Annotated in this window: 31 protein-coding genes and 1 pseudogene; 12 read left to right on the top strand and 20 right to left on the bottom strand. The window is 58.4% G+C overall.

The features are described 5' to 3' along the window. Nucleotides 1–1571: 1571 nt before the first annotated feature. Entirely contained in the window at nt 1572–1928 is a 357-nt protein-coding gene (locus CK227_RS25090; protein WP_095774500.1) for a hypothetical protein, read from the bottom strand. Between the two features lie 598 nt (nt 1929–2526). Then, nucleotides 2527–2718: a hypothetical protein gene (locus CK227_RS25080; protein ID WP_095774501.1), complete on the bottom strand. Its 192-nt coding sequence runs from the start codon at nt 2716–2718 to the stop codon at nt 2527–2529. Nucleotides 2719–3268: 550 nt separating this feature from the next. Between CK227_RS25080 and CK227_RS25075 the strand changes: the two genes are divergently transcribed. Beyond that, nucleotides 3269–3727, top strand: a complete 459-nt coding sequence (locus CK227_RS25075; protein ID WP_095774502.1) for a hypothetical protein — start codon at nt 3269–3271, stop codon at nt 3725–3727. A gap of 318 nt (nt 3728–4045) precedes the next feature. Here the strand turns inward: CK227_RS25075 and CK227_RS25070 are convergent, their stop codons facing one another. From CK227_RS25070 to CK227_RS25045, 6 genes are all read right to left on the bottom strand, one after another. Further along, the gene (locus tag CK227_RS25070) at nt 4046–5170 is read right to left on the bottom strand and encodes an acyltransferase (RefSeq protein ID WP_095774503.1); all 1125 of its coding nucleotides are present in this window, start codon (nt 5168–5170) and stop codon (nt 4046–4048) included. A gap of 153 nt (nt 5171–5323) precedes the next feature. Next, nucleotides 5324–7336 (bottom strand): SGNH/GDSL hydrolase family protein, encoded by a 2013-nt coding sequence (locus CK227_RS25065; protein WP_144289766.1) that lies wholly within the window; start codon nt 7334–7336, stop codon nt 5324–5326. Nucleotides 7337–8107: 771 nt separating this feature from the next. Then, complete coding sequence (locus tag CK227_RS37435; protein WP_245318218.1) at nt 8108–9250, bottom strand: hypothetical protein; 1143 nt, start codon at nt 9248–9250, stop codon at nt 8108–8110. After that, nucleotides 9235–9639 carry a hypothetical protein gene (locus tag CK227_RS25055; protein ID WP_095774505.1) on the bottom strand — a complete coding sequence of 135 codons (405 nt, stop codon included), beginning with the start codon at nt 9637–9639 and terminating at the stop codon, nt 9235–9237. Before CK227_RS25055 ends, CK227_RS37435 begins: the two co-directional genes overlap by 16 nt. Before the next feature lie 222 nt (nt 9640–9861). Beyond that, nucleotides 9862–10494, bottom strand: a complete 633-nt coding sequence (locus tag CK227_RS25050) for a hypothetical protein (RefSeq protein ID WP_095774506.1) — start codon at nt 10492–10494, stop codon at nt 9862–9864. Nucleotides 10495–10497: 3 nt separating this feature from the next. Further along, on the bottom strand, nt 10498–10689 hold the full coding sequence (locus CK227_RS25045; RefSeq protein WP_179296509.1) for a hypothetical protein: 192 nt from the start codon (nt 10687–10689) through the stop codon (nt 10498–10500). 73 nt (nt 10690–10762) lie between these two features. Here CK227_RS25045 and CK227_RS25040 point away from each other — a divergent pair. Next, nucleotides 10763–11041 (top strand): annotated as a pseudogene (locus tag CK227_RS25040) (SAM-dependent methyltransferase); the annotation flags it as partial. Here CK227_RS25040 and CK227_RS25035 read toward each other — a convergent pair. Beyond that, entirely contained in the window at nt 11035–11352 is a 318-nt protein-coding gene (locus CK227_RS25035) for a YMGG-like glycine zipper-containing protein (RefSeq protein WP_095774507.1), read from the bottom strand. The pseudogene CK227_RS25040 and the gene CK227_RS25035 sit on opposite strands and share 7 nt — an antisense overlap. A 224-nt stretch (nt 11353–11576) precedes the next feature. On the opposite strand from CK227_RS25035, the gene CK227_RS25030 reads away from it, so the two are divergent. Continuing rightward, the gene (locus tag CK227_RS25030; protein ID WP_095774508.1) at nt 11577–13142 is read left to right on the top strand and encodes a recombinase family protein; all 1566 of its coding nucleotides are present in this window, start codon (nt 11577–11579) and stop codon (nt 13140–13142) included. Further along, nucleotides 13139–14002: a plasmid partitioning protein RepB C-terminal domain-containing protein gene (locus CK227_RS25025; protein ID WP_095774509.1), complete on the top strand. Its 864-nt coding sequence runs from the start codon at nt 13139–13141 to the stop codon at nt 14000–14002. Before CK227_RS25030 ends, CK227_RS25025 begins: the two co-directional genes overlap by 4 nt. A 192-nt stretch (nt 14003–14194) precedes the next feature. Here CK227_RS25025 and CK227_RS25020 read toward each other — a convergent pair whose 3' ends face one another. Both CK227_RS25020 and CK227_RS25010 read right to left on the bottom strand, forming a co-directional pair. Beyond that, entirely contained in the window at nt 14195–14440 is a 246-nt protein-coding gene (locus CK227_RS25020) for a hypothetical protein (protein ID WP_245318220.1), read from the bottom strand. Nucleotides 14441–14733: 293 nt separating this feature from the next. After that, complete coding sequence (locus CK227_RS25010) at nt 14734–15453, bottom strand: SOS response-associated peptidase (protein ID WP_095774511.1); 720 nt, start codon at nt 15451–15453, stop codon at nt 14734–14736. A gap of 164 nt (nt 15454–15617) precedes the next feature. Between CK227_RS25010 and CK227_RS37845 the strand changes: the two genes are divergently transcribed. After that, entirely contained in the window at nt 15618–15746 is a 129-nt protein-coding gene (locus CK227_RS37845) for a hypothetical protein (RefSeq protein ID WP_280951244.1), read from the top strand. 89 nt (nt 15747–15835) lie between these two features. Here CK227_RS37845 and CK227_RS25005 read toward each other — a convergent pair whose 3' ends face one another. Both CK227_RS25005 and CK227_RS25000 read right to left on the bottom strand, forming a co-directional pair. Continuing rightward, entirely contained in the window at nt 15836–16060 is a 225-nt protein-coding gene (locus CK227_RS25005; protein ID WP_095774512.1) for a hypothetical protein, read from the bottom strand. 73 nt (nt 16061–16133) lie between these two features. Further along, nucleotides 16134–16358: a DUF768 domain-containing protein gene (locus tag CK227_RS25000; protein WP_095774513.1), complete on the bottom strand. Its 225-nt coding sequence runs from the start codon at nt 16356–16358 to the stop codon at nt 16134–16136. A 98-nt stretch (nt 16359–16456) separates the two neighbouring features. Between CK227_RS25000 and CK227_RS24995 the strand changes: the two genes are divergently transcribed. Continuing rightward, nucleotides 16457–17209, top strand: a complete 753-nt coding sequence (locus CK227_RS24995; RefSeq protein WP_095774514.1) for a Crp/Fnr family transcriptional regulator — start codon at nt 16457–16459, stop codon at nt 17207–17209. 258 nt (nt 17210–17467) lie between these two features. Here CK227_RS24995 and CK227_RS24985 read toward each other — a convergent pair whose 3' ends face one another. After that, complete coding sequence (locus tag CK227_RS24985) at nt 17468–17845, bottom strand: hypothetical protein (protein ID WP_245318221.1); 378 nt, start codon at nt 17843–17845, stop codon at nt 17468–17470. Between the two features lie 179 nt (nt 17846–18024). On the opposite strand from CK227_RS24985, the gene CK227_RS24980 reads away from it, so the two are divergent. Beyond that, nucleotides 18025–18324 carry a DUF1236 domain-containing protein gene (locus CK227_RS24980; protein WP_095774516.1) on the top strand — a complete coding sequence of 100 codons (300 nt, stop codon included), beginning with the start codon at nt 18025–18027 and terminating at the stop codon, nt 18322–18324. Nucleotides 18325–18751: 427 nt separating this feature from the next. On the opposite strand, the gene CK227_RS24970 is transcribed toward CK227_RS24980, so the two are convergent. The 3 genes from CK227_RS24970 to CK227_RS24950 form a co-directional block, all read right to left on the bottom strand. Continuing rightward, nucleotides 18752–18943, bottom strand: a complete 192-nt coding sequence (locus CK227_RS24970) for a hypothetical protein (protein ID WP_095774517.1) — start codon at nt 18941–18943, stop codon at nt 18752–18754. Nucleotides 18944–19005: 62 nt separating this feature from the next. Further along, nucleotides 19006–19302 (bottom strand): hypothetical protein, encoded by a 297-nt coding sequence (locus CK227_RS36325; protein WP_143750527.1) that lies wholly within the window; start codon nt 19300–19302, stop codon nt 19006–19008. A gap of 2234 nt (nt 19303–21536) precedes the next feature. After that, a complete protein-coding gene (locus CK227_RS24950) occupies nt 21537–21770 on the bottom strand; it encodes a hypothetical protein (RefSeq protein ID WP_095774519.1) in 234 nt (77 codons plus the stop codon). Between the two features lie 646 nt (nt 21771–22416). Here CK227_RS24950 and CK227_RS36865 point away from each other — a divergent pair. The 3 genes from CK227_RS36865 to CK227_RS24930 all read left to right on the top strand — a co-directional run bounded on the left by CK227_RS36865 (nt 22417) and on the right by CK227_RS24930 (nt 23364). Next, nucleotides 22417–22638 carry an RNA-binding protein gene (locus CK227_RS36865; protein ID WP_179296510.1) on the top strand — a complete coding sequence of 74 codons (222 nt, stop codon included), beginning with the start codon at nt 22417–22419 and terminating at the stop codon, nt 22636–22638. A 173-nt stretch (nt 22639–22811) separates the two neighbouring features. Further along, complete coding sequence (locus tag CK227_RS24935) at nt 22812–23012, top strand: hypothetical protein (protein ID WP_095774521.1); 201 nt, start codon at nt 22812–22814, stop codon at nt 23010–23012. A gap of 52 nt (nt 23013–23064) precedes the next feature. After that, the gene (locus CK227_RS24930; protein WP_095774522.1) at nt 23065–23364 is read left to right on the top strand and encodes a hypothetical protein; all 300 of its coding nucleotides are present in this window, start codon (nt 23065–23067) and stop codon (nt 23362–23364) included. Between the two features lie 53 nt (nt 23365–23417). On the opposite strand, the gene CK227_RS24925 is transcribed toward CK227_RS24930, so the two are convergent. Beyond that, the gene (locus tag CK227_RS24925) at nt 23418–24278 is read right to left on the bottom strand and encodes an ATP-dependent DNA ligase (RefSeq protein WP_095774523.1); all 861 of its coding nucleotides are present in this window, start codon (nt 24276–24278) and stop codon (nt 23418–23420) included. Between the two features lie 125 nt (nt 24279–24403). Here CK227_RS24925 and CK227_RS24920 point away from each other — a divergent pair, with 125 nt between their 5' ends. Both CK227_RS24920 and CK227_RS24910 read left to right on the top strand, forming a co-directional pair. Beyond that, the gene (locus tag CK227_RS24920) at nt 24404–24589 is read left to right on the top strand and encodes a DUF3606 domain-containing protein (RefSeq protein WP_095774524.1); all 186 of its coding nucleotides are present in this window, start codon (nt 24404–24406) and stop codon (nt 24587–24589) included. Nucleotides 24590–24904: 315 nt separating this feature from the next. Continuing rightward, nucleotides 24905–25267: a nuclear transport factor 2 family protein gene (locus CK227_RS24910; RefSeq protein ID WP_095774678.1), complete on the top strand. Its 363-nt coding sequence runs from the start codon at nt 24905–24907 to the stop codon at nt 25265–25267. 364 nt (nt 25268–25631) lie between these two features. On the opposite strand, the gene CK227_RS24905 is transcribed toward CK227_RS24910, so the two are convergent. After that, nucleotides 25632–25781, bottom strand: coding sequence for an exopolysaccharide production repressor protein (locus tag CK227_RS24905; protein WP_245318222.1), 150 nt, complete (start codon nt 25779–25781; stop codon nt 25632–25634). A 266-nt stretch (nt 25782–26047) separates the two neighbouring features. Next, nucleotides 26048–26269: a DUF768 domain-containing protein gene (locus tag CK227_RS24900; protein ID WP_095774679.1), complete on the bottom strand. Its 222-nt coding sequence runs from the start codon at nt 26267–26269 to the stop codon at nt 26048–26050. Nucleotides 26270–26526 lie beyond the last annotated feature (257 nt).

Below are 26526 nucleotides of genomic sequence, written 5' to 3'. Positions count from 1 at the left end.
AGCCGCCCAGCAAGCGTCGCATGACTGGCCTCACATTCGGCAAGGCGTTCGGGACGCAAGGCGCGGAGCTGGGCAAGGCAAAAGCTGTCCTTACCTTCCACGCGCCGATCTGGGAGGCGCTGGGCAGATAATGGCGAGTGCGCGCGCGTCTCCAGACCAGGGCAGCAGGCGTGCTGCCTCCCAGCGAACAGCGCGCCATCCTGCGCCTCGCCGCGCAAGGCTGCGAACGCGTTCGGAAACCTCAAGGATCGCCTCGTCCACATCGACCGCGGCAGACCTTGCCGTCAAACGCTTGATCTCGTCGATGATGCCCGCCTGGCGGGTTCTCAGACGCGCATCATCATCGATCAGACCGGTGCAGTGCGACGGACATGTTTCCGCCTGGCCGGTGCCTTTCCCCGCCCAACAAGGCGTCAGCCACCTTTCATCTTTGCTCGAAAGTCGTCGAGTCGCGGCTTCGCACCGGCTGCTGGCCTTCCGTAGTCAGGAAAAAGCGGGAAGAACACCGAGCGCTAATCGCGGCGCGCGGCCAGTGCGACCAGACGCTCACGGAGGCTCCGGCCGGTTCAGTTCCGCAAGTAACGTCTCAGTCGCTCTTTTGAGCCGCTGCTCCCTCAGCCGGGAGGTCTTTGCCTCCCTGGCTTGCCGCTCTGCATCAAGTACGAGCCTGCTTTCTCGATCGGCTCTCTCAATCCTTTCGCGATCAACCTTACGACGTTTCATCCGCAGCCTCCTTTGACCTGACGGGCCAAAAAAGGCTGACTTTCAAAATTGTTCCCGACGAAATTTTCGGCGTCTTACATCATTTGTTATTGAGCGCTGCCGCGCCGAGGCTCGAGCCCTGAAGGACCATGTCGACGCAGGCCCACTGAAACCACTTCATCGACTTTGGCATCCATCTCGCCTGCACTACGCTCTGCCTTGCCCCCACCTCCCGGACGGAGCTCTCGAACCTCCCTGCAGCCCCGCATTGGCGAACTTGCGCGAGAACTCCGGCACGGCGCGTTCCATCGTTTCTCTTTCAGTAGATCTGAACGCCCAGGCGCTCGTTCTTCCGCCACCGCACCACGGCCCGATATTAGCGTCATCGGCGGGGATATGCAGGACGAACGGCGCACGTTGCGGTCGATCGTAGCGGCTAGGAGAAACCGCGATGACAGACGCTTTGGCTATCAGGATCGCATCCGCGTGAGGGGCGACGAGGAATACGAGGTCGGCTGTTTGGCGAGCAAATTTGGACGGTCTACCTCTCCGCGACACGCTGGAACGAGGAGCCAAATCTTTAAAGGCCGCTAGCTAAGCAGACCCCGCATACCAAGTCGAAGAGTACTACGCATCTGAATCCGCGAAAGCCTTGCGACCCAATGAAGGCTTCAGAACGGGTTCTGGGCGGTGCGGTTTCGCCAAAGACCTTGTAGGAAACACTGGTTCCGGGTCTGCCAAGCGACTGATGCTACGAATCGCGGCGGACAATACGGCGCTAGCTAGCAATTGCTCGGGCCACGATGCGGGCGGAAAGTCCCTCTAGGAAGTTCCGGTTTGTGGCATCTCTATTTTGCGGTTTCCGCCTTCTAGGCACGATGCGCGATCAACCATAGAAGCAGGATGAGAGCCGCGCCGAAGGCAAACAGCGTATAGCCCGCAAGAAGTAAAAGGATGGGGAAATAGTCACTGCGGTAGGCTGTCAGGATCACGCGGACTACAGGGTTCGAAATTTCGTTGTGCAATAAGTCGTCTTTGTCTCCTGCAACTTCGATAAATGGAGCTTTGTTCGCCTCAGTCGCCTCTGCCGGCCCTGATTTCGTGGCCGCCTGGGAATTCTCAGCCGCCTTCAAAATCCTGTTTGATATATGGGTCGCCACCAAGGGATCATCGGATAGATCCGTTGAGACCGGTTTGGCGAAGATTTCAACGCCGTGTGTGCCCATCGGCTAGGAAGCATTTTTCCTGAATTAAGTTCCTCGTGAGCTTCGACTTCAGGGTCCGTGAGCCAGGATGGGCCTTCGGTCCGATCAGCATGCGACTGAAGTCCCTCGTCAGGAACCATGCCGCCGGCTGCAAGTTCGGAAGCACACCGGTTGGGAGAAATACGGAAATGGCTTTGTGCGATGAATTGAGCGACGTGACGATGGAGTTCCACTGTCCGGCCTGCTCACACCCTATGGCAAGGCCTGGTTCCTGGCTCCGCACAATCGGAAGCTTCAGATGCGATAGCTGCAAAGCTATGGTGCGCATAGGTTATGAAAAGAAGCTGTCGATCTTTGCGGGCTACCTGAAAAACCGGCACCAGCATGGCGCCGGCGTCGCGCCATCACGCCAGGCGGATCGACCAATTCCGTGCTTTCCTCTGCATGGAGCATAAAACCTGGCGGCCCGGCCGTGGATGATTGAGCAAAGGCTGCGTCTTCCCGGCGATCCTATTTGGTTGATAAAGGAATGCACGCGGGATCCACGCCACCTCACAGAACATTGGCCTTCTGCCGGGAAGAACGATCGTGACCCGTTTTCCACACAGAGGAAGAGCGCCTAAAGCCGCATGACCTCATCCAGCCGTAGCCGGATGCGCTGACCTTCCGCAAAGGACAGCGCATATTCTTCCACGTCAAATGATCGGGTAAGTTCTTGGTCGTTTTCGGTGACGCGAACGAGCCATTCGCGAGAGACTTCCGCCACTTCGACACGGGCCGACACTTTGCGGAACGGGACCACGTTATCCATCGCAAGCCTCCCGAGAGAGCAAGGGTAACGTCGCTTTTTATAGGGCTACCGAAATCGTTAGATCAAGTGGGATTTTTCGGGCCTATTGCTGGCTTGTCATCCGGCGCTTCGGTGACCTGGCTAACCGCCACCTCAGAAAGTTTGTGAACCGTAAGCTGTTGAATGAACCATTTGGGCATCATCGCCCCAATCGGCAGGCGAGACGTCATTTTGGTGGACAGATTTCTTGAAGGCCTCGCGCACAGCGTCGAGATCCAGAATGGAAATGCGCTTGCTGTCCTCCTCCTGCATCAACGGAAATATGCGGTCTTATGAGCAAACGCACCAATTTCACGCGCGACCTAAAGGCTGGGTTCCATGCGGGGATGCCAAAAGTGCGCCCATAGTCCGCTCGACCCGATACGAGCATGCAATCAACACGCTTGTCGCCAAGCGTTCCGAGATATCCGGCTTAATCCGCTTCACGAAGCGGAAGGCAGCGCGTCAAACCGGGAAACGGCTACGCGCATTGTGCCAGCTAGGGGATGGGCTGCCGCGCTATAAGCCGCTCATGAACAACATCAAGACGGCGAACGGCTGGCGGCAGCGGCGCTCGCCGCTCATCGAGAACGTGCGTATCGCCAGCCAAAGCGGCATCGATGTTGATGGCCGCGCGGTTCAGTTCCGTTTCGTCAAAATCGTACTCCGCGACCCAAGATCACCAGATCCAGCGCGAAGTGCGGACAATGCGTTGCCGGTCTATTTTCGCAAGTCGTCCGTCATTGACCTGAAAGGCCAGATCACCCGACAGGCAAATCCGATGACGAGCACGTTCGTTGTGGACGTTCTTGTCCAGTCTGTAGCTGGCGAGTTGAAAGGCATCGTCACGGAAGTTCATGACGCCATTCCGGGCGATAGCGGCGGTCAAGATCACAGGCGTCGGCCTGGAAGCGCTGGCTTCAGGTCTTCAATGAAGGTCATGCAAAGCGTCAAGCTAGCATATATTAGCAATCGCTTGCATTCGATCTAATTGAGGAACATGATCACTGCCGCCGGGAGGACTCTCCGGCATGGCCCGGTTGCGCTCCCCCAAACCTATACCCCGCGCAGCCGGGCCGCCCGGTCAAGTTGGTGCGTTTGCTACATAAGACCGGAAATATGCCTCCCCGAACAGCATTTTCAAGATAGCGGATTGCACCCGCGCCTCAAGGACGGCGAGCGGCACTACTACACCCCTAGCGACTATGTCCAAACGGGATGATGGCGCGGAAATCGAGGATGCCGTAATGGCCCGCTGGACCGGCACCGCCCGGGAGCATCGGAAAATGAAACCGGACGAGGCCGACCACTACCCCGACTTGATTGGGGCCGCTCCTGCATCTTGGTGGGAGTAATCTACAACCAGAGATGCACTCGGCGCGATAGAAGGCTTTCTCACTGTGCCGGCCAGCCGAGCAACCCATTTCGATTTGTAAATGGGACGTTCGATCAGACGGTAGCTTGCCACGCCCAAGGCAATCGCTATCGGAATTGATACGAGCCTTAAAGGCAGGCCACCAGCGATCCCCAACTTCACCCACACGGCAGCCATCACTGCGAACAGCATCTGGTGCCATAAGTACAGGGAATAAGAGGCGTCCCCCAGTTTGACCAACGCCTTGGGAAACGTCCACCTCTGCCGGATTTCTAAGGCAATAAGCCCATATGCGATGAAGGCGCTCGGCAGCCCGATGCACAGGGTGCGCCACATGGATGACGCGGCATACCCACCATTTTGGCTCAGAACATACGCACCGAAAAGAAGCCCGCACACCCCAGCGACCACCGATGAAAATGCGTAGCCAGCGATCTTCCGCTCAGCCATCAACGCAACCACGATGCCGAAAAAGAACTCCAAAACGACCGGGATAAAGAAGTAGATCGCCGGTACGACGTAGTACGAATGCCAGCTAATTCCGGCGGCCCATATAGCGAAAACAATCGCGAACCAAGCAGCCAGCACGATCAGAACTCGGCGCGGGAAAAGCAAGATTGCCAGCGCGCAAACGCTGTAGAAAATCATCTCGTATTGAAGCGTCCACGCTGCCAGGATTCGGTTGTTCGGTTGGGCGATGAGCAGGAACAGTTTCCACCAAGGCTTTTGCGCCAAATCCGCCGGGGCAAGCGAAACCGTGGTTGTCAAAAGCACTATCGAGGCGACGGCAAACGCCACCCAATAGACCGGGTAAATCCGGAATACCCGCTTCACCGCGAACTCCCTGAACGCGCGCCACCGTCCAACGACCGCGGCTTTCTTGCCGATTCTGGCGGCGGACAAGAAAACCACGAAGCCAGAGATCACAAAGAAAACGTCGACGCCGCCAGGTCCCACGGCGTTGATAACGGGCTGCACCCACGGCGAATAATAAAAATGGGCGCATACAACCATCAAAGCCGCGACGGCGCGGAGCCCCTGGATATTCTGATAGAGCATCGCGGCTGGATAGCAGCGAATGAGTTAGGCGGCAATGGCGCGCCGCCTAACTCGGATCGATCTCGACGGTGCACTGATGAGTTGCAACCGCGCCTGTCGCGGAGTTCACCACCCGCACGGACAGGCTTGCGCCAGCCGCCACGGCTACCATGTTCAGGGTATCAGCCCCGACAAGGACCGCCCCCCGGTTACGCATGTAAGGATCGTCGCTACGCCGTTCACCATCAGCGTATAGGTGTAGGACTGTCCAGCGCCAGGCACCACGCTAGCCAGACACCGCAGGTTCTTGGCAACGCCAGCGTAGGGGATCGTGATCGCCGACGAGAGCGCGGCCGCCGCAGCGTAGGAGCCGAGGTAGGCTGTCGCAGCCGCCGCCACCGTGCCGCCGACAGAGGTCAGCGCGAGCATGGTCTTGACGCCGCTGGTACGCTTGGGAGACGACAGGCCATATGCGGCCCTTGCGCATGCGTGCGCGATCTTGGTGCGCGCGCTTCGGGTTTCGTGAATGTTGTCCAGAACGTTGAGGTCGACGCGGTTTTGATCCGCGTTCCATGTCAAGTATCGGGCGATTGTCGGCCCAAGTATCTTTCCCGCGTCAACGATCGCCACAGCCTTGCCAGCGTCCCGGTATGTAGCGATCACGCGGCGGATGACCTCACGATAGACCGGCACGGCCGAGCTACCACCCGAGTTTTGCCCCAAGCCGCCGTAGGTCACCGCGTTGGCGCGATCGTAGAACGCCGGGGTAAGAAGGACCGTCACCCTTGCTCCGGCGATAAGCGCCTGATCGAGCATCAGGGCGAAGTTGGTGGCGAAGGTTGAAGACGCCGTGCCGACCTGTGTGTCGTTGGTACCGAGACCAATGAACACGTCCGTATAGCCGGTCATGACTTGCGCCAGGATGGCCGTAAGCTGATCGGCAAGGGTAGCGCCAGCCAGCGCAATATTCTTGCTGCTCTCCCATTGCGTGCCCATCGAGCCCTGCATGACGCGCGCGATGTCACGCGGCCAGCCGATCATTATGTCGTCCATCTTGCTATCGCCGACGAACAGCGCGCGGACAGGACGCGGAGCCAGCCGCGTCGGGTTGCGGGTCTTGATGATGTTCTGAAAGTTGGACACTTGCGCGCCGGCCGCAGGGCGGTAAACGCCGGGACCGATGTACAGCGCAGGCTTAGCCAGTTCGCCACTGGCGATGATCACGCCATTCATACCAATGGCGTACTTGGTCGGTGTCAGCATATCGACGGTCATCGACGCCTTGGTCAGCGTGTACCCGGCTTCCGTCTGCGCCGCGAGGCCATCGCCGAAAGAGAACACAGAGGTTTCCGTGAAGGTAGCGGTGGCGGTAAGCTTCTTGTGGACCATGTCGCCGCCGACAGCCGCATAGACAGCGTGATAGCCGCCCTCATAGGCCAGCACGACATACCCGGTATCCCCGGCATTGTTGCCGCAAACCCATGAGTATTGGCACCCCGGCTCGGGCACGATCCCGGCAAAGATCAGAGTGGTAAGGTCCGCCGTCGACCAGTCGATGTTAATGAGGTTGGTGGCCTTGGAGATGCCGGTTGCCGTCGCCGAGGTGGTGTTGCCGTTCGGCCAGGCAAATTTCAACATCGTGGCGGTGTTCATGTCCACCACGGTCGGTTCGTCATAAGCCACGTCGCCATCGGTGAGGAAGTCGAACTTGTCCACCGGCTCGGCGTGATGCTGGAAGGTGGTCAGAAGCGCTGTGCTGTTGAGCAGTAGTTCGCCTGTCCCGACTACGGTCACGGCGGGGTCGTTGGCAACTTTCTGGGCTTGCGTCCTGTCGTTGTAGACGTTCGGACCAGTGAACGTCGGGTTGGCTGTAGCATCGATCGGGACGCCGGTGAAGTCGCTGGTTGTCGCGAAGTAGAAAACACCAGTGACCTTCTTGACCATGACCAGGCGTTCACCATGGGTGAGCGCGGCCTTTGCCGCGACCCAAGCCGCATCGTTGTTCGTAGCCCCATCATCGACAAACCCGAATTCGGTGGAGAATCTTCCCGTTGCCGCCTTGTCGACAGATGCGGCGACCAGCTCGGCCCTCGTCGCCGCAGCTTCCGCCGCTGCCTGAATCGCCGCGCTGACCTGGTCCGTCAGCAGACGGAACGTCGCACCGGATTTGTATCCAGCGATAACCATGCCAGCGACGAGGCCGCCAGCGACGACGTTGGCGCCGGAGCTGGCCTGGCACCGGATTTGTGTTGAGGACTATAAGACCGCCTGATGGCGTGGCGCCCGGAAACTTCTGCGGCACCCAGGCGCCGGGAACGCCACCGCCGACATTCGATATCCTGTATTGAACGACCGGCGTGACGTCGATCCGGTTCGGATCGATCAACACGACGCGGATGTACACGGTGCCGCCCCCCGAGACAGCCACGGCTGTGTCGATGATCGGGGTCGGGATGCCGGCCGAGACCGGCTTTGGCGGTACAGGCGGCGCCGATCCCTCATCGAGCGCCGGGTCCCAAGCGTCGATATCGTCGGGCATCTTCACAAAGGTCATCTGGAAGCCGCCGCGCGACACCGACAGGACGGACCGCCTGTTGTTGATCAGTTTGCCGTTGAGCGACGGCAACCGCCGCGGCGTGTTCAGCCGGACCCACGGCGCGTAGATGGCATTGATGCCCGTGAACCTGATGTCGAGCGTGCCGCGCTTCTTGGCCCGCGCACGGGCAAATTCCCGCTTGCCCAGCCGGCGCGCCTGGCGCCATTGCTGGCACCAGATGTAATTCCCGTCCTGCGGCAGCACACGTCCAGCCGCGATTTGCGCTGCGGTATCCTCGAAATAGTCGGTATCCGTCGTCGTATAGTCGGTCGCCGGATAGGTGAATTTCGGGATGAACTGATTGACCTCTTCTTCCGGCAGGACGTCATGCTGCACCGTGTGGCCGACGATGTCGGCATCGGTCAGCGTGGCGACATACTTTTCGCGGAACTTGCCGGCGACGACAAGCAAGGCGCCATCGCCGCGCTCGCACATCCAGCCGTCGCATGTCGCCAGGATGGCATTGGTGCCGCTCTTCGGATCGCGCTCGGTGGTGTCGAAGCCGCCGCATTCGTAGCGTTTTTCCGTTCCGCCGGAAGCCCGCGGTACGTCCTCGTCGCAGACATCGGCTTCTTCCTGCCACATGCCTTGCGGAAGTCTCGCTTGGTGCCGAATGGGTTGAAGCACTCGTGCCAGGCGAGATGGAGGATCGGATTGCGGGAGAAGGCCCAGGTCGACGGGTCTTCAGGACTTTGCGACGGGTTGCGGAAATCCCAGACCAGCGCGAGCTGCGCGACAACGGAGAGGACCGGATTGCCATAAGGGAAGAACTGCTGGAAATATTCGACATTCGGGCTCGTGCAGAGCATGCCGACCGAGGCCTGCCCGTCTCCTTTGTGATTGCTGGTCCATATGCCCTGTCCCGACAACGGCGTGACAAATTCTGAAATCGCCGTCTCTGGCGTAAGGCCTAGGCGGCTGTAGATCATCACCCATTCACGGGTGTCATTGCCGTAGCGTTTTCCGTCCGGGCTGACGACGCGGTTGCCGCTAAGAGTGACCTTGTCGTCGTTCAGATAATAACCGGTGTAGGCATTGATGCGATGCCCGACGATCGCCTGCACCGAATACATCTTGTTATCGAGCGCTTCCCACAGCATCATTGCGCCCGCCAGCCGGGCTTCACCCACACCCCAGAACCGGTGTGGAATAGGCTGTGTCAGCGGCGCGCGGCCATCCTCCGGTTTCGGCGGCTTGGGCGTCAGAAGATATTGCACGCCGGCGACGATCGCCGTGGTGACGATCGCCGAGGCGATCGCCGCGTAGGAGATGGTCGCGCCGAAAAGCGTAAAGCCGCCGCTGCCCAGAATTGCGGTGAAGATCGGCGTGAAGATCGGGTCGCGGTGAACCGGCCAGCGATATTCGCCGCTCCATCCGCTGGCGACGATCTCCTGCGTCGTAGCCGTCTCAAAGGCGCCGATGCTGGGATTGTAAGTGCCCTTGCGCGACGCTTTCGCCAGCGCATGGCGCAGCGCATCATCGAACGGATTCACGCTATGCGCCATGCCACGCCAGTCCAATCGAGATGTTTGACCATGACGCCGCGCGCCGACATAACGGCCCAGAGCGGGCCGAAACGGATGGCCGGGATTTGCTTCACCCTGGCGCCGGCGGTGTCGAAGCCGGTCATGGCCAGGACAATGCCAATATCGCCGTCACACCGCGCCTGGATACGATGGAAGCCGAGCGCGGAGAGTTTCGCGCCGACAAGCCGTTCGGCGCCGCCAGAGACGCGCAGGATGGCAGCAGCAGTATCCGCGTCGAAATAGGTGCCCCGCAATTCGGCACCCGGGTCCTTGCCGGTCGCGGCGACAACCCAGTCGGCCGCGAAGAGCGTGCAGTCGGCGTAACCCCACTGCCGGTGCGGAAGCCGGATGTATTCTTCCAGCGTCATGCGTTATACTTTCAGTTGCCAAATAGGAGAAGCGAGATTGTCGACCAGGAAGGTCCAGCGGAATGCCGAAATCCTGTCGATGAAGGCAGCCGGCAATTCTGCCGCAGAGATTGCTAGAAGGATCGGATTGTCGGCCAATCGGGTCCGCATGATCTTGAAGTTTTACGATCGGTATCCAGCGACCAAAGCGTCTGACCTCCATCGCCCGTCAGAGCATCCATCTCAGTAATTCGGCCAGGCCGGTGCGACGCCGCGAGCCAGACGCGCGGTGCCGTCGCAGAATTTGTCTGTCGGATACATCGCCTTCTGGTGTGGCCCCGACCACAGCACCAACGACGCCCGCGACCTGGTGTTGTTGCCCGATACAGTGGCGAGCGTGATGGTGTTGGCCGGGTTTTCAGTGCCGGACACTGCCGGGCTCGATTCCGTCGGATGCGATGCCGTTCCCGTCCATAGCGCGATGATCGGGCTCGTGGGCTGGTAGTATTCGTCAAGCGTTGTGATGCCGATCTTTAGATCCTTGCCGCGAACATCGGGCATGGTGTCGAGGACTTTCGCCGCGGTGTCCGGGTCGATGCCGGAGATGCCGAATTCGACACTGGAGCTCTGCCCGTTGACCAGCACCTCGAGCGTCGGGATGTTGAGCAGCCGCCCGCCGCCGAGATAGACCGTGCCGTCCTCGTCGAGGCTGTCGAAGCCGGCCGGGATGTCGTTGACGCCGGCCCAGATATGCAGGCCGGGATCCGTGTCGAGCCGAAAGAAGATGCCGAGCGTATGGCTCGACGCCATGCGGTCGAGAACGGATTGCGGCACATATTGCAGGCTGTAGGAGCCGACAAGGTCCTGCCAGGCCATGGTTCAGAAGCCCTCGACGAATTGCAGTGTTGGCGACGACGGCCACCAGCCTTCGGCCTGCCATGCCAGCGAGAAACTGGCCGGGAATTTCATGACGCAGCGCGGCCGCGCGAATTCGACCCGGGTTCCCTGGCTCACCGCCTCTCGTAGCGGACGATCGAGCGACAGCGTGTAGCGCTGGCCGGCGCGCGCCACGCCATCGATGGTCTCAAAGGCCGGAACGGGGTCGGTGTGATCCCAATGTCGATAGGCGCGCCAACCCTTGTTTGGATGGGCGATGGTGGCGACACCTTTTCTGTTCCGGGTCCATGCCCGGCCGCACGACTACAACAGGTGGACGCCCGCCGGCCTCAAGCAGCTGATGGTCGAGGGCGGTTTTGCCGAAGCCAACGTCAAGGTCTATGGCTGGGGCAACAAGGCTTGCGCCCGGGCTCACATCGGAGGCCCGGTACGCGCCTACGGTCTTTGGCGGGACCTCAGCAACGACGAGGAATACCCGCTAATGGTCTGGGCCTTCGCAAAGAAGGAGCCAGCGGTGCCTCAATAATTGCCGTTGTAGTAGCGGTCGTCGCAGGGCGCGGTGTAGATGCGGCCGTAGCGGTCCTGGTAGCGGCACATTTCCTCGCCGCGGCGCTGCGGGGTGGTGGCCGAGCCGACGACGGCGCCGAGCAGCGCGCCGCTGGCCGCGCCGATGACCGTGCTCTTGGTGTTGCCACCGATCGCCTGGCCGACGAGAGCGCCGCCGGCGCCGCCGACCAGGGCACCGGTGGTGGCCCGCTGCTGGCCTTCGGTCTGCGACTGGCAGCCGGCAAGTGCCGCGGTCATCAGCACGGCGGCTATGGCTTTCTGAAAGGTCATGTGAAGTCTCCCTTAAACGTCTGAAATCCCTATCGATCGTCCCGTGCGGCCGCATTGCGGCGGAACAGGGGCGCACACGCTCACGAAGTGAGTCAGGGTTTCCCATGAGTTGAAAGCCATGGTTTCCAAAGCGCAAAGCTAGGAGCGAACGCTTCGATTTAATCTTGACTGGAATTGCCATTCGCTGCCCGCTAGAATTGACATTCGTCCGATGGTGCAAGGCGATGGGTAAGGTTGCTGCGGCGCGCGAACCTCCTAAGGAGCGGCGAAGGGTGCGCGCGGCTCAATACGTACGAATGTCCACCGAGCACCAGACTTATTCCCTTGAGAATCAGAAAGATGCTATCCGCGGTTATGCCGAGGTCATGGGGTACGACATCGTCGCCACCTATGAAGACCCCGGCCGTAGCGGGCTGCACATAGAAGGCCGGCCCGGCCTCAAGAAGCTGCTGTTCGACATTGAACACGGACTCGCCGATTACGAGACGGTCGTCGTCTACGACGTGAGCAGATGGGGCCGGTTCCAAAGCATCGATGAAAGCGCTTCCTACGAATATCGATGTCAGATAGCGGGTGTGCGGATCGAGTTTTGCGCCGAGCAATTCGCGAACGATGGCACCGTCGGATCCGATGTGCTGAAGGCCATAAAGCGTAGTATGGCTGCAGAGTACAGCAGGATGTTGTCACAGCGGGTCTTTTTGGGCCAGGTGAGGATGGCCCGCATGGGCTTCCACGTGGGCGGGATCCAGGGACTCGGACTAAGGCGCCTGATGGTGGACCAGTTCGGACAACCCAAACTCATCCTCGCCCGCTATGAACACAAGAACTTCCAGACAGACCGTGTGGTCATCGTACCGGGGCCACCGGAAGAGATTGCCACTGTTCGATTGATCTTTCGCCTATTCGTCAGGTCACGCAAAAACGAACCTCAAATCGCAAAATATCTGAATGACCGGGGGATCCTGAACGACTTCGGAAGGCCTTGGAAGAGCTATAGCGTGCGCCGTGTCCTGACCAATGAGAAATATATCGGCAACAACGTCTGGAATAGACGCTGCACCAAGCTGAAAACCAAAGTTGCGTACAATCCCCCGGACCAATGGGTCAGGGCGGACAACGCCTTTGAGCCTATCATCAGCCGCCAATTATTCGACAAAGCACAGCAAATCTTGAAATCGCTTTATCTTCACATGAGCGATGAAGAGATGCTTGCAGCCCTACGAAACCTCTACAAACAGCATGGGAAACTGTCGTGGGACATCATCAACGCAGAGCCCGGATGCCCTTCGGCCTATCGCTATAGCGCGCATTTCGGAGGTCTGCTCGGAGCATACAAGCTGATCGGTTGCCTGCCGCCCAGAAAGTCTCATTTCATCGAGATTGACAGGCGCCTCACGGCTATCCGCCATCGCGTTATGGAAGACCTGCTCGTCGCGGTCGAAAAGGCAGGCGGCCGCGCTTCCCAGGCCCCTGAAACGGAGATCATCTGCATCAATGGCGAGTTGACCGTAGCGCTCGCAATCGCAAGGTGTCGCGTTACGCATTGTGCCTATCCCCGCTGGTCTTCGAGGGCCGTGCGAGAGGCCATGGCGGATATCTTCGTCTTGATCCGCATGCAGCCGGGCAATCTGATCATACGCGATTACCTGATCGCTCCGATGCATGAAATCGTGGGGTTCAAAGGAGATTTCCATGTCAACAATGGAATGAAGCTGGATGCGTTTGTTTTCCGATCGCTTGATCCGCTCGTTGCGCTGGCCGAGCGAACATTCGTCGGGAATACCACATGACGGTGCGCCACACGGTTTTAGGCTTGGAAGCCGCCGACCGCCTTTTGCAGAATAACCGCACAAGGCACGCTGCGCTTTTGGAAAAGATGCACGAGCCCACCAGGTGGTTCACCGGTCCCTGGCTGTGCAAAACCTATCAAGCTGAATGCCAAAGAACGCGGGACATGATCGCAGAAGCTATTATCTCTCGGCATCTTCTGGAGACGATCACCGAGGTATTTCGATATCCGATCAAACAGGAATCGTTCCGTCGCCTGCTATCGGCCGAAAGCCTGGCCTCTGTGCCGAAGGCCCTGACCGAAGGGCCTACTTTGAACCTGCTCGCGGAGAGTTCCGTGCCAAGGCCCTTGGTCAATGGAGTTTCTCCCGAGGTGACCGAGCTTTTGCAGGATTGGAATGTGCCGCCACAGGTCTTCGCGTCCTTGCGCAAGATGGTTCCGGAAAGGCAGCTCAAAGCGGCAAAGCTCATGATCGCCCTGAAGAGAGTGAGCTTCCACTATGCGCAACTCCTCGCAACGCTTACTCCGGCGTCGCATTTGGTCGATCCTTCTAGGCCGAGGAAGAAGTTTGTCGGGGTGACAGCCGACGAACTGGCTATCATGGAAGCTGAATTTGATTTGCTGAACGATCAATTTCTCTTCTGCGCCAGCCTTCGTGGCACCTGGGCGCTGGAGTTGATCGCGGCGAGGCTCTATCTCGACCGGGTAATGGAAAACGCGAGGGTGGTCAGACACCTTGCGCGGGATTTCCCGGAGCAGCTCGCAAGATTCCAAACGATACTGGACATTCCAACGGGTCAGGAAGCTTTGCCGAGCCAACCAGTCAAAACCGGACCAAGGCGCACGCATTTTGTCTTCTGAGGTGGCGGCTTCGGGTCGCAAGCGCTCGGCCATAACCCTCAGTTTCGCGGTATGCTGTGTATCTCAATCCAAACCGGCGCCGCGGTCGTCCATGTAGCGGACCTCGTCTTCCTTGGTGTCAAAGGTGTCCACGATGGTGCTGCCATCGACGACCAGGCTCGCTGATAGGCGGATCGGACTGTGAGGCGTTCGCTAGCCACGGAACCGTTCCGTGTACCAGATGATCTTGCCGCCAACCTTCATCGGCTTGTGGATCATCAGCTTCTTGGGAAGGTGCTCGGGATGCACCTCGAGCAGCGTGATCCTTATGTCGGGCTTGCAGCGGTTGCAGTCGAACTTCAGCTTCAGCGGATCGACGCCGCCGCCATAGACCATCATCAGATCGGCCGAACGGCAGTAGCGGACGTTGCCGCAACTGCATTCCACCTTCACAAGCATATTGTGCCGGGTCGCCTTCCCCAGAGTGTCGATCGGATCGTGCGCCATAAGAACAGAAAAGGAACAAATTCCTTGCCCGTCAAGCGGTCTTATGGAATCTTTCCGCAGATGAGCGACGAACCAATCAGGCTTCCCGACGGCATGACGCCCGCGCCGCGCGAGCGCGCCAGAGTGCTAGGACACATGTGCGAGCACACGGGTTGCGCGAAGCACGGAGGGTTCGGCTTTGCTCGGCCTCGCCAGGAGCCGCATTGGTTCTGTTTCGGACACCGGGGCGACGGCGAAAGCTTTATCTAGACGTCAAAGAGGTCCGTCGGGCCTCGGCCGATCTCGTCGATGATGTCGGGCGTGTTGGTCCGCGGCGAACCGACCTTGCTGTCGATCGGCCACATCTTCATTAGATCCGACAAAAAGGGCTTCATCAGGTCGCGCGGATCCGGGTCTGGTCCAAGCCAGCGCATGTAGTCGGCCGGCGCCAGGATCACGGGCATGCGGTCGTGGATGGTCGCCATAAGCGAATTCGGTTCGCACGTGGCAATTGCGAAGGTCCGGACAAGTTCCCCGGTGACCTTGTCGGCATACTCTTCCCAGATGCCCGCCATAGCGAAGGGCTCGTCAGACTTCATCGCGATGGCGTAGGGCTGCTTTTTCTTCCCCGACGCGTCCAGCTTCTGCCATTCGAAATAGCCGTCGACGGGCACCAGGCAGCGGCGCCAATTGTAAGCCTTGCGGAACAAGCCATTGCTGGCGATGGTCTCACAGCGGGCGTTGACAGGTGGCGGGCGGCCTCCACCATCCCGGGCCCAACCGGGAACCAGGCCCCAGCGCGCCGAAACAAAGCCGGCCATGCTGGTCGAGAGCCCTTCGCGGATGATGATCGGATAGGTCAGGCTTGGCGCACCGTTCCAGAGAGGAAAGCTGTTGCCCAGCCGTTCGACCTCGCCAGGATGGGCGAATTCGAACCGACGAACCATGTCGGGGATTGTGGTTTTTACGAAAACGCGTCCGCACATGCACCAGAGATAGGGACCCGAAAAGCAAGAGTCTACTTCGGACGGCTATTCGACCGCGCCGCCCTCCTGATTGGCGATTGGATATTTGACAGACCGTGTTGTTGGTTGCCCACCGCTTCCTGATTTTGTAACCAAGTCGAATTCGATAAACTTGGGATACGATGATGGACGACTACGACAATCAGAAAGGGGCCAAGCCCGAAGACGTTCGCCACGCCTTGAAGGGCTGGGCATTCTTCCTCGTCATGATGACTGCCATCTTTGGCGTCGCTTACGCTCTGATCGAGATGTAGTCCGGATAGGCTCCCCTAAAGTAAAGAACCGCCACAAAGCCGATCCGTTGGCCCAGCCGTAGGGGAATGGACAGGCCACGATCTAGTCGCTAGGCCGAACCGCCTCCAAACCAGCGGATGAACTCGACTTCCTTTCCGGTCACCTCCCGGACGGTTTTCAACAGCACCTCATGCAGAACACGCGTGGCGCGGTAATGCTCGCAATGCGGCGAAATGAACGGCCTCACGATGCTTTTGTGCAGCGCTTCCGCTGCTATCAGAAAGCGCTCGATTTCCGCCTGCGATAAGTGCTTGGATGGTTTGGACCTGGCCATTGGCGATCTCCGTTTTGAGTGGGTCGCCGCAACGGTAGGATTATATTCCTCGCCTCCGTCTCGGTGGCAAGGGCTATTCATGCAGGCCGGGGTCGTAATGCACAATCGCGTCGAGGATCATTTGGGAGAGGCTGTCGTCGACCTCTTCGTCGATCTCGCTCCGCTTGATTCCGAGCACCTTGGCGTCGGCGATCATTTTGTGCGTGAGTTCGTCAACGAAGATGACGTCAGCCTTCGTCGTCTCAGGGACGTTGTTGGCCAGCCATTGGTCAAGGAAGTTGATTCCGCGCGTGCTCATAGCGCTACAAGCTCGGCCGACGAATTGAGTTCCGTAACACGGCGACTGATGCGGCAAGGTCGGTTGTTTGATCATGGACACAGTGCTTAAAGTCACCGATGTCGGATTTAACAACACCGCTGATCCGAAAGCTCGAAAGCCTAGGCCGACTTATCCCAGGTGAACGCGAGAGCGTCGAAGCTTTGGCGCTTTCAGGTAAGGAATTGACGCCCGGTCAGCAGGTTGCGGTAGAAGGGGATGAACCAAGCCACTGTTGTCTGGTGGTTGAGGGACTTCTGCGACGTTATAGCATTTTGAGCAATGGCAATCTGCAAACCCTCTCGATTCACGTCGCCGGCGATATACCTGATCTCCAAGCCCTGCATCTTAGAACCATGGATCACACACTCGCGTCGATCGGCAGAAGCAAAATTGCCCTGATTGCACACCGCGACATTCTCGAGGTTCTCCGTAAATCGCCTCGCCTGGCAAACCTATTTTGGCGTGAAAGTTTGGTTGATGCCGCCGTTGCGCGCGCGTGGGTTAAGGCGTTGGGAGGCCAAGATGCGCTACGAAGGTTCGCCCACCTCGCATGCGAGCTATATTCACGCATGGAGGTGATGGGGCTGGTTGATGACAATGGTTATTCCTTGCCTCTAACACAAGCCCAGATCGGCGAGACTATCGGGGCGAGCGTTGTTCACGTAAATCGGATTTTGAAGAAGCTGCGCGCTGACCGCCTCGTAGAGCACAAACACGGGCGGCTAATTGTTATAGACTGGGACGGCTTAAGCGAGTTGGCAGAGTTCGATCCCGGGTACCTAAATTTGCGAGATCCGCGCTATTTGGATCTAACGCCAGCCGGCGGTTAGTCGTCTCGTTCACTCCTCCCGGAAATCCTGCAGCGAAGCGTGCCGCAGATCCTCCTCGCCGCGCAAGTGCTTCACACGGCCAATGATGCCCGGCTTGACCCATTGCGTCGCCGTCCGCTTCATCCCCTTGGGAGGCGGCCCGGCGTGCTCCTGGAAGCTCTTCCATAGCCGCTCGCGAATGGCCAGTTGGAAATGATGAAGGCCGAGCCGGCAATCGCTCGGCCTTGCGTGATATCTCTATTTTAGGCTTTCCAGTTTCTAGGCAATCATCCACAGGAGCAGGATGAGAGCCGCACCGAACGCAAACAGCGTATAGCCCGCAAGGAGTAAAAGGATGGGGAAATAGTCGCTCCGGTAGGCCGTCAGGACGATGCGGACTACAGAGTTCGAAATTTCATCGTGCAATACCTCGCCTTTGTCTCCTACACCCCCGATGGATCGAGTTTTGTTTGCAGTCGCCTCTGCCCGGGCTGACTTCGTGGCCGCCTTGGGGTTGGGATTCTTAGCCGCCTTTAAAATGCTGTTTGATATAGGGGCCGCCACCGACGAAGCATCGGACAGATGGTCCGGTGAGACCGGTTTGGCGAAGATTTCAACGCCATGCTTTCCCATCGGCCAGTAAGCGTTTTTCCTCAAGTAAGTTCCCTCGAAAGCCGCCGCCGAGCAGCTTGAAGATCTTTCCGTTTCAGAATGGGCCTTTCGTCCGTTGAGTATCCGGCTGAAGTCCGTCGTCGGGAACGATGCCGCTGGCGGCAAGTTCGGAACAGGGGCGGGCAGAAGGTTCTGCTGTCGCCAGATTACAAGAGGAGAAAACTATGAGAATGCACCTAACCAGCGCCGCCGCGGCGCTCGTCCTACTTGCCGGCGTTGGCGCAGTGGCCGCCGAGGAGGTTGTTATCACACCTGAGCAGGACACCGTAGTGCGCGAATACGTGAAGAAGCAGCCGCTGGCTTCCGTCAAGATTCCGGGCGTGGAACTCAACATCGGCACGGCTGTGCCGGATACGGTCGAGCTCCACGAGGTTCCGAACGTCAAATACCGCTACGTTGTGATCGACAACCGGACGGTTCTTGTGGATCCGAGCACGCGCAAGATCATCAAGGTCTACAACTGACCTGATGTAAGAGCTCGTCGCCTTCATTTGCGGCGGGCTTTACCAGGCATAGCGATAGGTATCACCATGTCAAATCGTGAGGTTGGGCATTCCGAGGCTTTGGCGTCGCGGTTGAAACGCCTGTTCCCGGGGGCTCATTCTGCAATCCACAGAGGTTGGAGAAATACGGAAATGGCTTTGTGCGATGAATTGAGCGACGTGACGATGGAGTTCCACTGTCCGGCCTGCTCACACCCTATGGCAAGGCCTGGTTCCTGGCTCCGCACAATCGGAAGCTTCAGATGCGACAGCTGCAAAGCTATGGTGCGCATAGGTTATGAAAAGAAGCTGTCGATCTTTGCGGGCTACCTGAAAATCCGGCAACAGCATGGCGCCGGCGTCACGCCATCACACCAGGCGGATCGGTTTCCACACAGAGGTAGAGCGCCTAAAGCCGCATGACCTCATCCAGCCCTAGCCGGATGCGCTGACCTTCCGCAAAGGACAGCGCATATTCTTCCACGTCAAATGATCGGGTAAGTTCTTGGTCGTCTTCGGTGACGCGGACGAGCCATTCGCCAGAGACTTCCGCCACTTCGACACGGGCCGACACTTTGCGGAACGGGACCACGTTATCCATCGCAAGCCTCCCGAGAGAGCAAGGGTAACGTCGCTTTTTATAGGGCTACCGAAATCGTCAGATCAAGTGGGATTTTGCGGCCATATTGCTGGCTTGTCATCCGGCGCTTCTGTGACCTGGCTAACCGCCACCTCCGAAAGTTTGTGAACCGCAAGCTGTTGAACGAACCATTGGGCATGTTCGCCCCATTCGGCAGGCGAGACATTGTTTTCGTGGACAGACTTCTTGAAGGCCTCGCGCACAGCGTCGAGATCCAGAATGGAAATGCGCTTGCCGTGCTCATCCTGCATCAGCGGAAATATGCCGCCCCGAACAGCTGTTTCAAGCTCTAGCGGATTGCAATGGCCCGCGCGGAGCAACGAAATGCCTGGTTGCGGAAGTCTTTTAAGTCGCCGCCTGGTAGCGCCCTAAAAACCCGTCGGTCGCAATTGAGAGCTCTCTAATATTCCATTAGTTTGATAGCACGATTCGCTTGGTGTCATCCCCTGAAGGCTGCTCCATGAAGAGTTATCGTGTTGAAGAGATGGACGGGGAATCCATTGTTTCGACATTCGATGCACAAGCGCGAACGCCCTTTGAGGCAGCAGAGAAGGCGCTGGGGCAAAGGGTTACTCTGCGAGGCACTTGCAGCAAATGGATACGGGTCACCGACCTTGTTGTGACGCTGCCAACCCGCTCTCGCCCTCGCCATTTTGAATTCAGACTTAGGGAACGCTCGACAGATAGGGGCTAGCGTCTACAGCCTCGCTACCTTAAAACAAGGGCTAGCTTTTAATTGAGCTTCTGGATGCGCCCCTTTTCGAGTGGAACACTCCGCTGTTCGCACTTTGGCGCTCGAAATCAGACTGAATTTCGTCCATGCCAAGATCCCCGCAATCGGCGAAGCTGATCGGCGTTGAAGGATCGTGCCGAACCATCCGTACGTTCATATTGGGTCGCGCCCATGCACTAGGCGCGGGCCGACCAACAAAGATCATGGCAACGTTGGCCAGCGGCACACGGGCCGCCGCGACTTCAATTAGCAAGCGCTGAAAAAGGAGACCCGCCACCGGCTTAGGCGACAGGTGGCAAAGAACTGAGCGCAGTCATTCATTTGCACGGCGGAAGCTTCAGTGAGCGCTGATATAAAGCGCGATCCGGTGCCGTGTATCGAGTCCCTGCCCCCGCCGGTCAGGCCCGGCCGTGGACGCCCCACCTTCGCGCCGGGCCGCCGGGCATCAGCGCCGATTCATATCTTCGCCACGGTCAACAAGGCGAGGAGTGCGGTGATTGCTACGCATATCGGCACTGCCGTGAGCAGGCTTGCCTCAAGAACCCGGGTTCTTTTGTCGCGGAACATCACAGCCTCGCCTTGTAGATTGGTCGCAATAGAGGGTTCGCTCGCCACGTCTGCGGCGGAGCGAACCCTATCTGCGCAGGAAGGGACAGGACTGCGCGGATCTGAACGAAATTTATCCAATGATGCACCCCAAGATTAGAAACAGCAGGGCCGTAAAGAACGTTGGTACGAGCAACCACCGCGCTTGGCCGACACTCCTATCCATCTGTTTCGCCTCCATTTTTCGGAGGGACAACTTTGATCAATGGCATCCGTTCCGCGTATTGTTGTATTTGGGACCTTTGCTTTTTAGCGCGGGACTAAAGTCCCAACTTCATACCGACTGAAGCCTGCCTTCGGAACAATCCCACACCGGCTTCAAGTGGGTTGCCGGACGGCCGCTACAACCGGCGTCGTTCTCAAAGTTGAAAGGACCGCGCTTGCCTGATGTAGTTGCCAATAGGCGCTTTATTCCACAATGCATATATTTTTAATATTTCGGATCAGGGACCGGCAACTACATTGCCGAAGAGCACGTATATTAGGAAACCAGAAAGTCTCCTCGCGCGTACTGTATGTACGACCGGCAGGTGCCAGTTGTTCCAGGCAACTACAAGGAGAGTGTCATGGCTAGCATCTTCGAGAGAACCGCCAAAACATTGGCGAGTGGTGCAATTATCGCGGCCCTGTGCATGCCAGCTAACGCCGCCGGAATTGGCGTCGGCGCATCTGTAGGCGGCAGTGTTGGAGTTAACGGGGGGGCAGGCGCTTCCCTCGGCGGCTCGGGTGGGGCCAATGCGGGCCTTGGCGCATCGGTCGGCGGGACCAATGGCATCGATGCAGGTGCTGGCGCGACCGTCGGCGGCTCCAGCGGCGTTACGGCAGGCCTGGGCGCGACGGTTAGGGATACCGGTGGCGTCGGAGCAGATGTTGGGGTCGGCAACGAAATCGGAGCGGGCGTCGGCGTCCTCGGCATCGGTGGTGTTCCGGGCACTCCTGGCACTCCGGGTACTCTCTCAGCACCCCTGGAGTTACTCGCGTCTCGAGTGCTGTCTCCCACATGTCGCGTGCGCAGTTGTCGCGGATGAAGAAGCGTTGTGCCGACGTGGTTGGCAACCAAGACACATAGGATCGCGACCTGCGCCAACTTTGCCTGCTGATTGCGGGTCGCTAGCTCGAATGAGAGAAAGGCTCGTTTTGGCCGCGAGGCTATAGTTGTACAATCCGGAAACCCATGCCGCGTGTGCTCATTCGGCGATAAGTTCGATCGTTGCCTTAAGTTCCCGGCTTGCCGACGGCAGCTTCGTCGAGTTCCGCCTCAAGGTTATTGCTGACGGGGCGCTGCACGCCGGCTCCTTCCAAAAGCTGTCCGTCGAAGCCCTGCAGCCACGCGTCGGCGTGCTCGTGCCAATACTCAGGCACGGCGCGTTCCTTGCCATCCTTGCGAGCTTGCTGGCCATACATCCACGCGTAGGTGACGCGCTCCTGATCCTTTTTAGCCACGGCCATCTACTTCATTCTCCCAAGTCAGCAGGGTCCGAAGCCGTTCGGCCTAGTCAGCTTCGATAATCTTCCGCGACGGCTCTTTGGCGGGCGGCCGGCGCCTTTTAACCGGAGCTGCCGTCGGCTGTGCCGAAAGACGGAGCTCCCGCAACCGTGCCGTCTTTGCATTTCGTGCTTTCGTCTCCGCCTCGACTAATAGCTTAGCTTCTCGATCGGCGCGCTCGATGCGCTCTTTGTCGACCCGTCGTTCGGTCAAGACAGCCTCCCCTGGCTAACTGACCTATGAAATTATCGGTTGCTAAAATTGTTCCTTTCGTTGGTCTTCGGTGACCAATTTCGTGACTGCCGCGACGATGTCGAGCGCTCCAGCAGGCATCATTAGGAACGTACCCGATCGGAAGCCTCGTCGACCTCTGTCGTGCTAAAGTTGAATGCACAACGAAAGGGAACCTCGCGAGCGCGCCAATAAAAAGCCCGTCGCGGCTAGAGAGCGACGGGCTTTCTCATTAGAGCGGTTGCACCCAGGAGGATCGACCACTTGGTTGAAAATTCCCAAACGTGAAATCGTTCCACGATGGCACACGAATTCTCTTCGCATCAAAACCGGTTGTATGAGATAATGGTAATAAGGGTCGCTTTTAAGGCGCCTGCCATGTCGCTGCCGGGTTGCAGTGGTGTCTATTGCCCCGCTGATCTGGACATGCTCGAGCGCGTGTTTGACCGGCTCTGCGAAGAACGTCGCCTGGACAAAAAAGACTGCGAGCAACGCGAATACCTGGCTGCGGTAGTCCTTCAAGTTTTTGATGGCGGGACACAGGAAGAGGCGGGCTTGTGGCGAGCGCTTTCAGAGCGCCGCGCCGCCAAGGGCGAATAGTTCAATCTTTGAACTTCACGCGCACGCCGCCCAAACCACTGAGGCGTTGGGGACCACTTCGGATTTTGCCCAATATCGCGGACGCTGCGCCCACGCTTCCTAGAGGCCAGACGCGCCGCGAGGAACCTGCGCTGATCGATGGCGTTTAGGGCTCGTTCCCCGGCGAGGAGCCCATGACGACAAAGTACCATATCGATGAAATGCAGGGTGACGAAGTTGTAGCCCTGCACATTGCCCACGGCGCCACAGCTTTGGAGGCTGTCAGCAAAGTTACGACCGGACCGTTCGTCGTCAGAACTGTGCAGGCTCATTGGTTCCGGGTGGTGGACCAGGGACGGCGGGATGTTTTCAAGTTCGCGGTCGACAGAGATTAATTTAGCTTCCGCTAATCCTTGACGCTGTTGGATGTCGCACCAGAATCATTGCATGGCAATAAAGGTCGGCGACGAAGTGGCGGTAATGGCGACGGTGCTTAAGCGCGTCACCGAAGACCGCGTAAGCGTCTCGATCCCGAGCTACAATTTTCCCCATTCGATTGTCGATCCGGCCACTAAGGTGGTGAAGGGTCAGCAGATTGAGCTAACCGGTGAGGTTACGCGAATCGACGGTGACAAGGTTACGGTCACGCTGGGAACAATGGTCACTGTTGATCTGGACAAGGTGCGTCTGGTTCACAGCCACGTCCCGCCCAAGAGGAAAAAGGCGCTGATCGATGAGCCGGGTTGACGCATCATGATGCATAGGTGGCGCGCACCGGATCCTTGTTGGCGACCGCCAAGCTAACCCTCCCAAAAATCCCTCAATGTGGCGTGGCGTAGCTTTTCCTCGCCCTTGAGGAACCGAACGCGTCCGACCAACCCAGGCTTCAGCCATTCAGCCTTGGCCCTTTTTAGACCTATCGGTGTAGGGCCGCCAATCTTGCCTTGCACCCGATCCCAGAGGCGTTGCCGCTTGTCTGCTTTGAACGCCACGAACGCGCCGCCGGCATAACAGCCGTTGTCGGCCATCAGCACCATCGCAGGCTTACCGGCCTCCCGTTGCACGCCGATGATGTCCATTTCCTTTTCGGTATAGCACTTGATCTTGCGCCAGTTCATCGTCGGACCACTGCGATAGCTGCTGCCCTTGCGCTTTGAGACCATGCCTTCCAAGCCTGTTTGGTCGACAAGATGATAGACGGCATCGCCCGTTCCCGGCATTGCTTCGCTGAACTGGATGCGGCCACCGGTCGGGATCAACGCCTGGAGGATTTCGCGGCGGTCTTCCACCGGCATGTCGCGCAAATCGTGCCCGTTGAGGTACAGGAGATCGAACGCCACCAGATAAATGTCGCGCGATGGCGTTCGGCTGGTGACGGCCGATTGCAGTGCATGGAAATCGGACAGGCCGGCCTCATTGATGGTGATTGCCTCGCCGTCGATGATGAAGTCTTTCGCTTCGATCCCCTCTGCCTCGCCAGCAAGCTGGATATAGCGGCCTGTCCAGTCGTAGCCGTTTTTCGTGATCAGCCGGATCCCCTCGTCATCCTTGATGATCTGGGTCCTGTACCCGTCGTACTTGATCTCGTGGATCCAGTCCGCGCTTTGCGGCGGGGTATCGACCAGTTCAGGCTCCATCGGCTTGATGAATTTCAGACGCATTCGCAGGACTCGCAAAACACGCGATTCAATTAGCTTTAACTAAAATAGTTCCGGAATTGGAGATGCCCAGCGAAACAAATCGGAGTGACGCACGTTGCCGTCGATCGCATGCTGGGAGAACCACGATGACTGACGACAAGAACAAGCTTGGCTATCAAGATCGCAGCCGCGTTAGCGGCGATGAGGAATACGAGGTCGGCTATTTCGCGAGCAAATTTGGCCTGTCTATCCCGCAGGTACGGGAGTTGATCGCCAAGTACGGCAATGACCGCGACACGCTGGAACGGGAAGCTAAGGCCCTCAAAGGATGACCAAATTATCCGACCTTGGGCCGCCTATCCCCGGCAAACGACACGGAACCGGCGAGTGCGCAAGATCATTTCGACTAATGTCCCTGCTGCGGGTGGTCGATCAGTGCGCCCGGTCCTCTACCATGAAGGGCCTGGGCATGAACCGCTAGACCCCGAAGACGGCGCCACAATTATTATGCTCCCTGGCGTCCCCACATACGACCGTGCCCTGTCTTTGGTTGGTTCCAGCAAGCTGATGAGCAATAGCGGCGCCGCCGGAAGTGGCAAATGGTCTTCGGTTGGGCTATGATCTGGGAAAGCTCGGGGCTAGCCTTGATGTCAAACACCAATGAAAGCCAAATCAAGGCTGCGGTTGAGGCCTACGTCCTCGCTATGTCCGCTGCCGACGAGCAAAAGCTGCGAGCGGCGTTTCACCCATCGGCATCAATCATCGGTAACTACCAAGGCGCAGTCGAATGGCTGAGCGTCGATGCCTATGTGGGCGAGGTTATGGGCGCGAGCTTGGCCCCGAACAGCAGCCCAAACTGGAAAGCCTCCTTGCTCGACATCACGGTCGATGCAGCCACGGTGAAGGTTGAGGACGAGTTCGGGAGCATGAAGTTTACCGACTATCTTTCCCTGCTCAAGATCGCCGGAGAGTGGAAGATCGTCAGCAAGGTCTACCACCTTCATACGTAAGATGGTCGTACCGGCTTCGTTTGCAGGGGACCTGAAGCGGCAATGCTCTTGGCAACTTGGCTGCCGAAGATCAATACATGAAGAACTGACTCATCCTGAGTGGGGTGGAAGCGCCCGCAGCAGGGACAGGGCGCTGCAGACGTATTGGTTCCGAGTTGGGGGGACCAGGGACGGCGCGAAGTTTTCAAGGTCGCGGTCGAAAGGATTAATTTAGGTGTCACCAATCTTTGACGCCGGATGCCGCACCGTCCAACGCCGGTCGGGCCAGTCGTGAGCGCCTCACCTCCGCGCCGGGCCGCCGCATATCAGCCGCCTAAAGTGACAGACCGTCCTTACGTAACGGGGACGTCGGCCTGACTGGCTGCTATTGGGCGAAATCCTGATTTGCTTTTCTCTCTTCAGCGGTGCGACGCTGATAGATTAGCCTTGTCACCAGCACAAAATATCCGACCTGCAACACAATCGCGGCAATGATTGTCCAGATCAAGGCCTTCCAGATTGATCCGGTCGCCATGTAGGGCAAAGACCGCAACGATGCTCGACGTCGTGAACATCCCGAGCAGAAATTGCGGAAAATACATCGTTTCCCCACAGCCGCTGGCGAACTCACACAGTCACTCCCCAATGGGCCTAAGCCAAAATTCCAGTATTTTTGCAACAGAGCAAGTACCGACCCCGGGCTGCCAGCCCGCTCCCTGTATTGCCTGCCTTTGTCTTCGAAGAGGTGATGTCCCATCTGGCGCGTAGATCAGGCCGATAGCCTTTGATAGGGAAGGCCAGTCAGTCCGCCACGCCGGCATCGTGGTGCACTACGGCATCAAGGATCGCCTCGTACACACTACCTGTGTCTTCCTCGATCTCGGTACTGCTGAGTCCGACTGCCTTGGCGTCGGCGAATAGCTTCTGGGCAAGGTCAGCTACCGAGATGATATCGGCACTCAGCGTTTCGGGAACATTCGCTGAAATCCATTTGTACCAAAAATCTGCACCGCGCTTGCTCATCCGAACCATCCGTACGTTCATATCGGCTCGCGCCCATGCAGCAGACGCGGGCCGAACCACCAAGGTCATGGCGACGTTGGCCAGCGGCACGCACCGGGCCGCCGCGACTTCAATTAGCAAACGCTGAAAGGGTTCCAAAAAAGGAGCCCGCCATCGGCTTAGGGCGACATGGCAACGAACTTGAGCGCAGTCATTCATTTGCACGGCGGAAGCTTCAGTGAGCGCTGATATAAAGCGCGATCCGGTGCCGTGTATCG

It is taken from the genome of Mesorhizobium sp. WSM4308, from assembly GCF_002294905.1.
GTDB lineage: Bacteria > Pseudomonadota > Alphaproteobacteria > Rhizobiales > Rhizobiaceae > Mesorhizobium.
Note: the sequence above shows the minus strand (reverse complement) of the source record. Positions and strands in the feature narration are given on the sequence as shown.

Excerpts from the sequence above, each read along its gene's own strand:
- CK227_RS25090 (WP_095774500.1), bottom strand. The coding sequence starts at position 1,928 with ATGGGCACACACGGCGTTGAAATCTTCGCCAAACCGGTCTCAACGGAT.
- CK227_RS25080 (WP_095774501.1), bottom strand. The coding sequence starts at position 2,718 with ATGGATAACGTGGTCCCGTTCCGCAAAGTGTCGGCCCGTGTCGAAGTG.
- CK227_RS25075 (WP_095774502.1), top strand. The coding sequence starts at position 3,269 with ATGAACAACATCAAGACGGCGAACGGCTGGCGGCAGCGGCGCTCGCCG.
- CK227_RS25070 (WP_095774503.1), bottom strand. The coding sequence starts at position 5,170 with ATGCTCTATCAGAATATCCAGGGGCTCCGCGCCGTCGCGGCTTTGATG.
- CK227_RS25065 (WP_144289766.1), bottom strand. The coding sequence starts at position 7,336 with ATGGTTATCGCTGGATACAAATCCGGTGCGACGTTCCGTCTGCTGACG.
- CK227_RS37435 (WP_245318218.1), bottom strand. The coding sequence starts at position 9,250 with ATGGCGCATAGCGTGAATCCGTTCGATGATGCGCTGCGCCATGCGCTG.
- CK227_RS25055 (WP_095774505.1), bottom strand. The coding sequence starts at position 9,639 with ATGACGCTGGAAGAATACATCCGGCTTCCGCACCGGCAGTGGGGTTAC.
- CK227_RS25050 (WP_095774506.1), bottom strand. The coding sequence starts at position 10,494 with ATGGCCTGGCAGGACCTTGTCGGCTCCTACAGCCTGCAATATGTGCCG.
- CK227_RS25035 (WP_095774507.1), bottom strand. The coding sequence starts at position 11,352 with ATGACCTTTCAGAAAGCCATAGCCGCCGTGCTGATGACCGCGGCACTT.
- CK227_RS25030 (WP_095774508.1), top strand. The coding sequence starts at position 11,577 with ATGGGTAAGGTTGCTGCGGCGCGCGAACCTCCTAAGGAGCGGCGAAGG.
- CK227_RS25025 (WP_095774509.1), top strand. The coding sequence starts at position 13,139 with ATGACGGTGCGCCACACGGTTTTAGGCTTGGAAGCCGCCGACCGCCTT.
- CK227_RS25020 (WP_245318220.1), bottom strand. The coding sequence starts at position 14,440 with ATGCTTGTGAAGGTGGAATGCAGTTGCGGCAACGTCCGCTACTGCCGT.
- CK227_RS25010 (WP_095774511.1), bottom strand. The coding sequence starts at position 15,453 with ATGTGCGGACGCGTTTTCGTAAAAACCACAATCCCCGACATGGTTCGT.
- CK227_RS37845 (WP_280951244.1), top strand. The coding sequence starts at position 15,618 with ATGGACGACTACGACAATCAGAAAGGGGCCAAGCCCGAAGACGTTCGC.
- CK227_RS25005 (WP_095774512.1), bottom strand. The coding sequence starts at position 16,060 with ATGGCCAGGTCCAAACCATCCAAGCACTTATCGCAGGCGGAAATCGAG.
- CK227_RS25000 (WP_095774513.1), bottom strand. The coding sequence starts at position 16,358 with ATGAGCACGCGCGGAATCAACTTCCTTGACCAATGGCTGGCCAACAAC.
- CK227_RS24995 (WP_095774514.1), top strand. The coding sequence starts at position 16,457 with ATGTCGGATTTAACAACACCGCTGATCCGAAAGCTCGAAAGCCTAGGC.
- CK227_RS24980 (WP_095774516.1), top strand. The coding sequence starts at position 18,025 with ATGAGAATGCACCTAACCAGCGCCGCCGCGGCGCTCGTCCTACTTGCC.
- CK227_RS24970 (WP_095774517.1), bottom strand. The coding sequence starts at position 18,943 with ATGGATAACGTGGTCCCGTTCCGCAAAGTGTCGGCCCGTGTCGAAGTG.
- CK227_RS24950 (WP_095774519.1), bottom strand. The coding sequence starts at position 21,770 with ATGGCCGTGGCTAAAAAGGATCAGGAGCGCGTCACCTACGCGTGGATG.
- CK227_RS36865 (WP_179296510.1), top strand. The coding sequence starts at position 22,417 with ATGTCGCTGCCGGGTTGCAGTGGTGTCTATTGCCCCGCTGATCTGGAC.
- CK227_RS24935 (WP_095774521.1), top strand. The coding sequence starts at position 22,812 with ATGACGACAAAGTACCATATCGATGAAATGCAGGGTGACGAAGTTGTA.
- CK227_RS24930 (WP_095774522.1), top strand. The coding sequence starts at position 23,065 with ATGGCAATAAAGGTCGGCGACGAAGTGGCGGTAATGGCGACGGTGCTT.
- CK227_RS24925 (WP_095774523.1), bottom strand. The coding sequence starts at position 24,278 with ATGCGTCTGAAATTCATCAAGCCGATGGAGCCTGAACTGGTCGATACC.
- CK227_RS24920 (WP_095774524.1), top strand. The coding sequence starts at position 24,404 with ATGACTGACGACAAGAACAAGCTTGGCTATCAAGATCGCAGCCGCGTT.
- CK227_RS24910 (WP_095774678.1), top strand. The coding sequence starts at position 24,905 with ATGTCAAACACCAATGAAAGCCAAATCAAGGCTGCGGTTGAGGCCTAC.
- CK227_RS24905 (WP_245318222.1), bottom strand. The coding sequence starts at position 25,781 with ATGGCGACCGGATCAATCTGGAAGGCCTTGATCTGGACAATCATTGCC.
- CK227_RS24900 (WP_095774679.1), bottom strand. The coding sequence starts at position 26,269 with ATGAGCAAGCGCGGTGCAGATTTTTGGTACAAATGGATTTCAGCGAAT.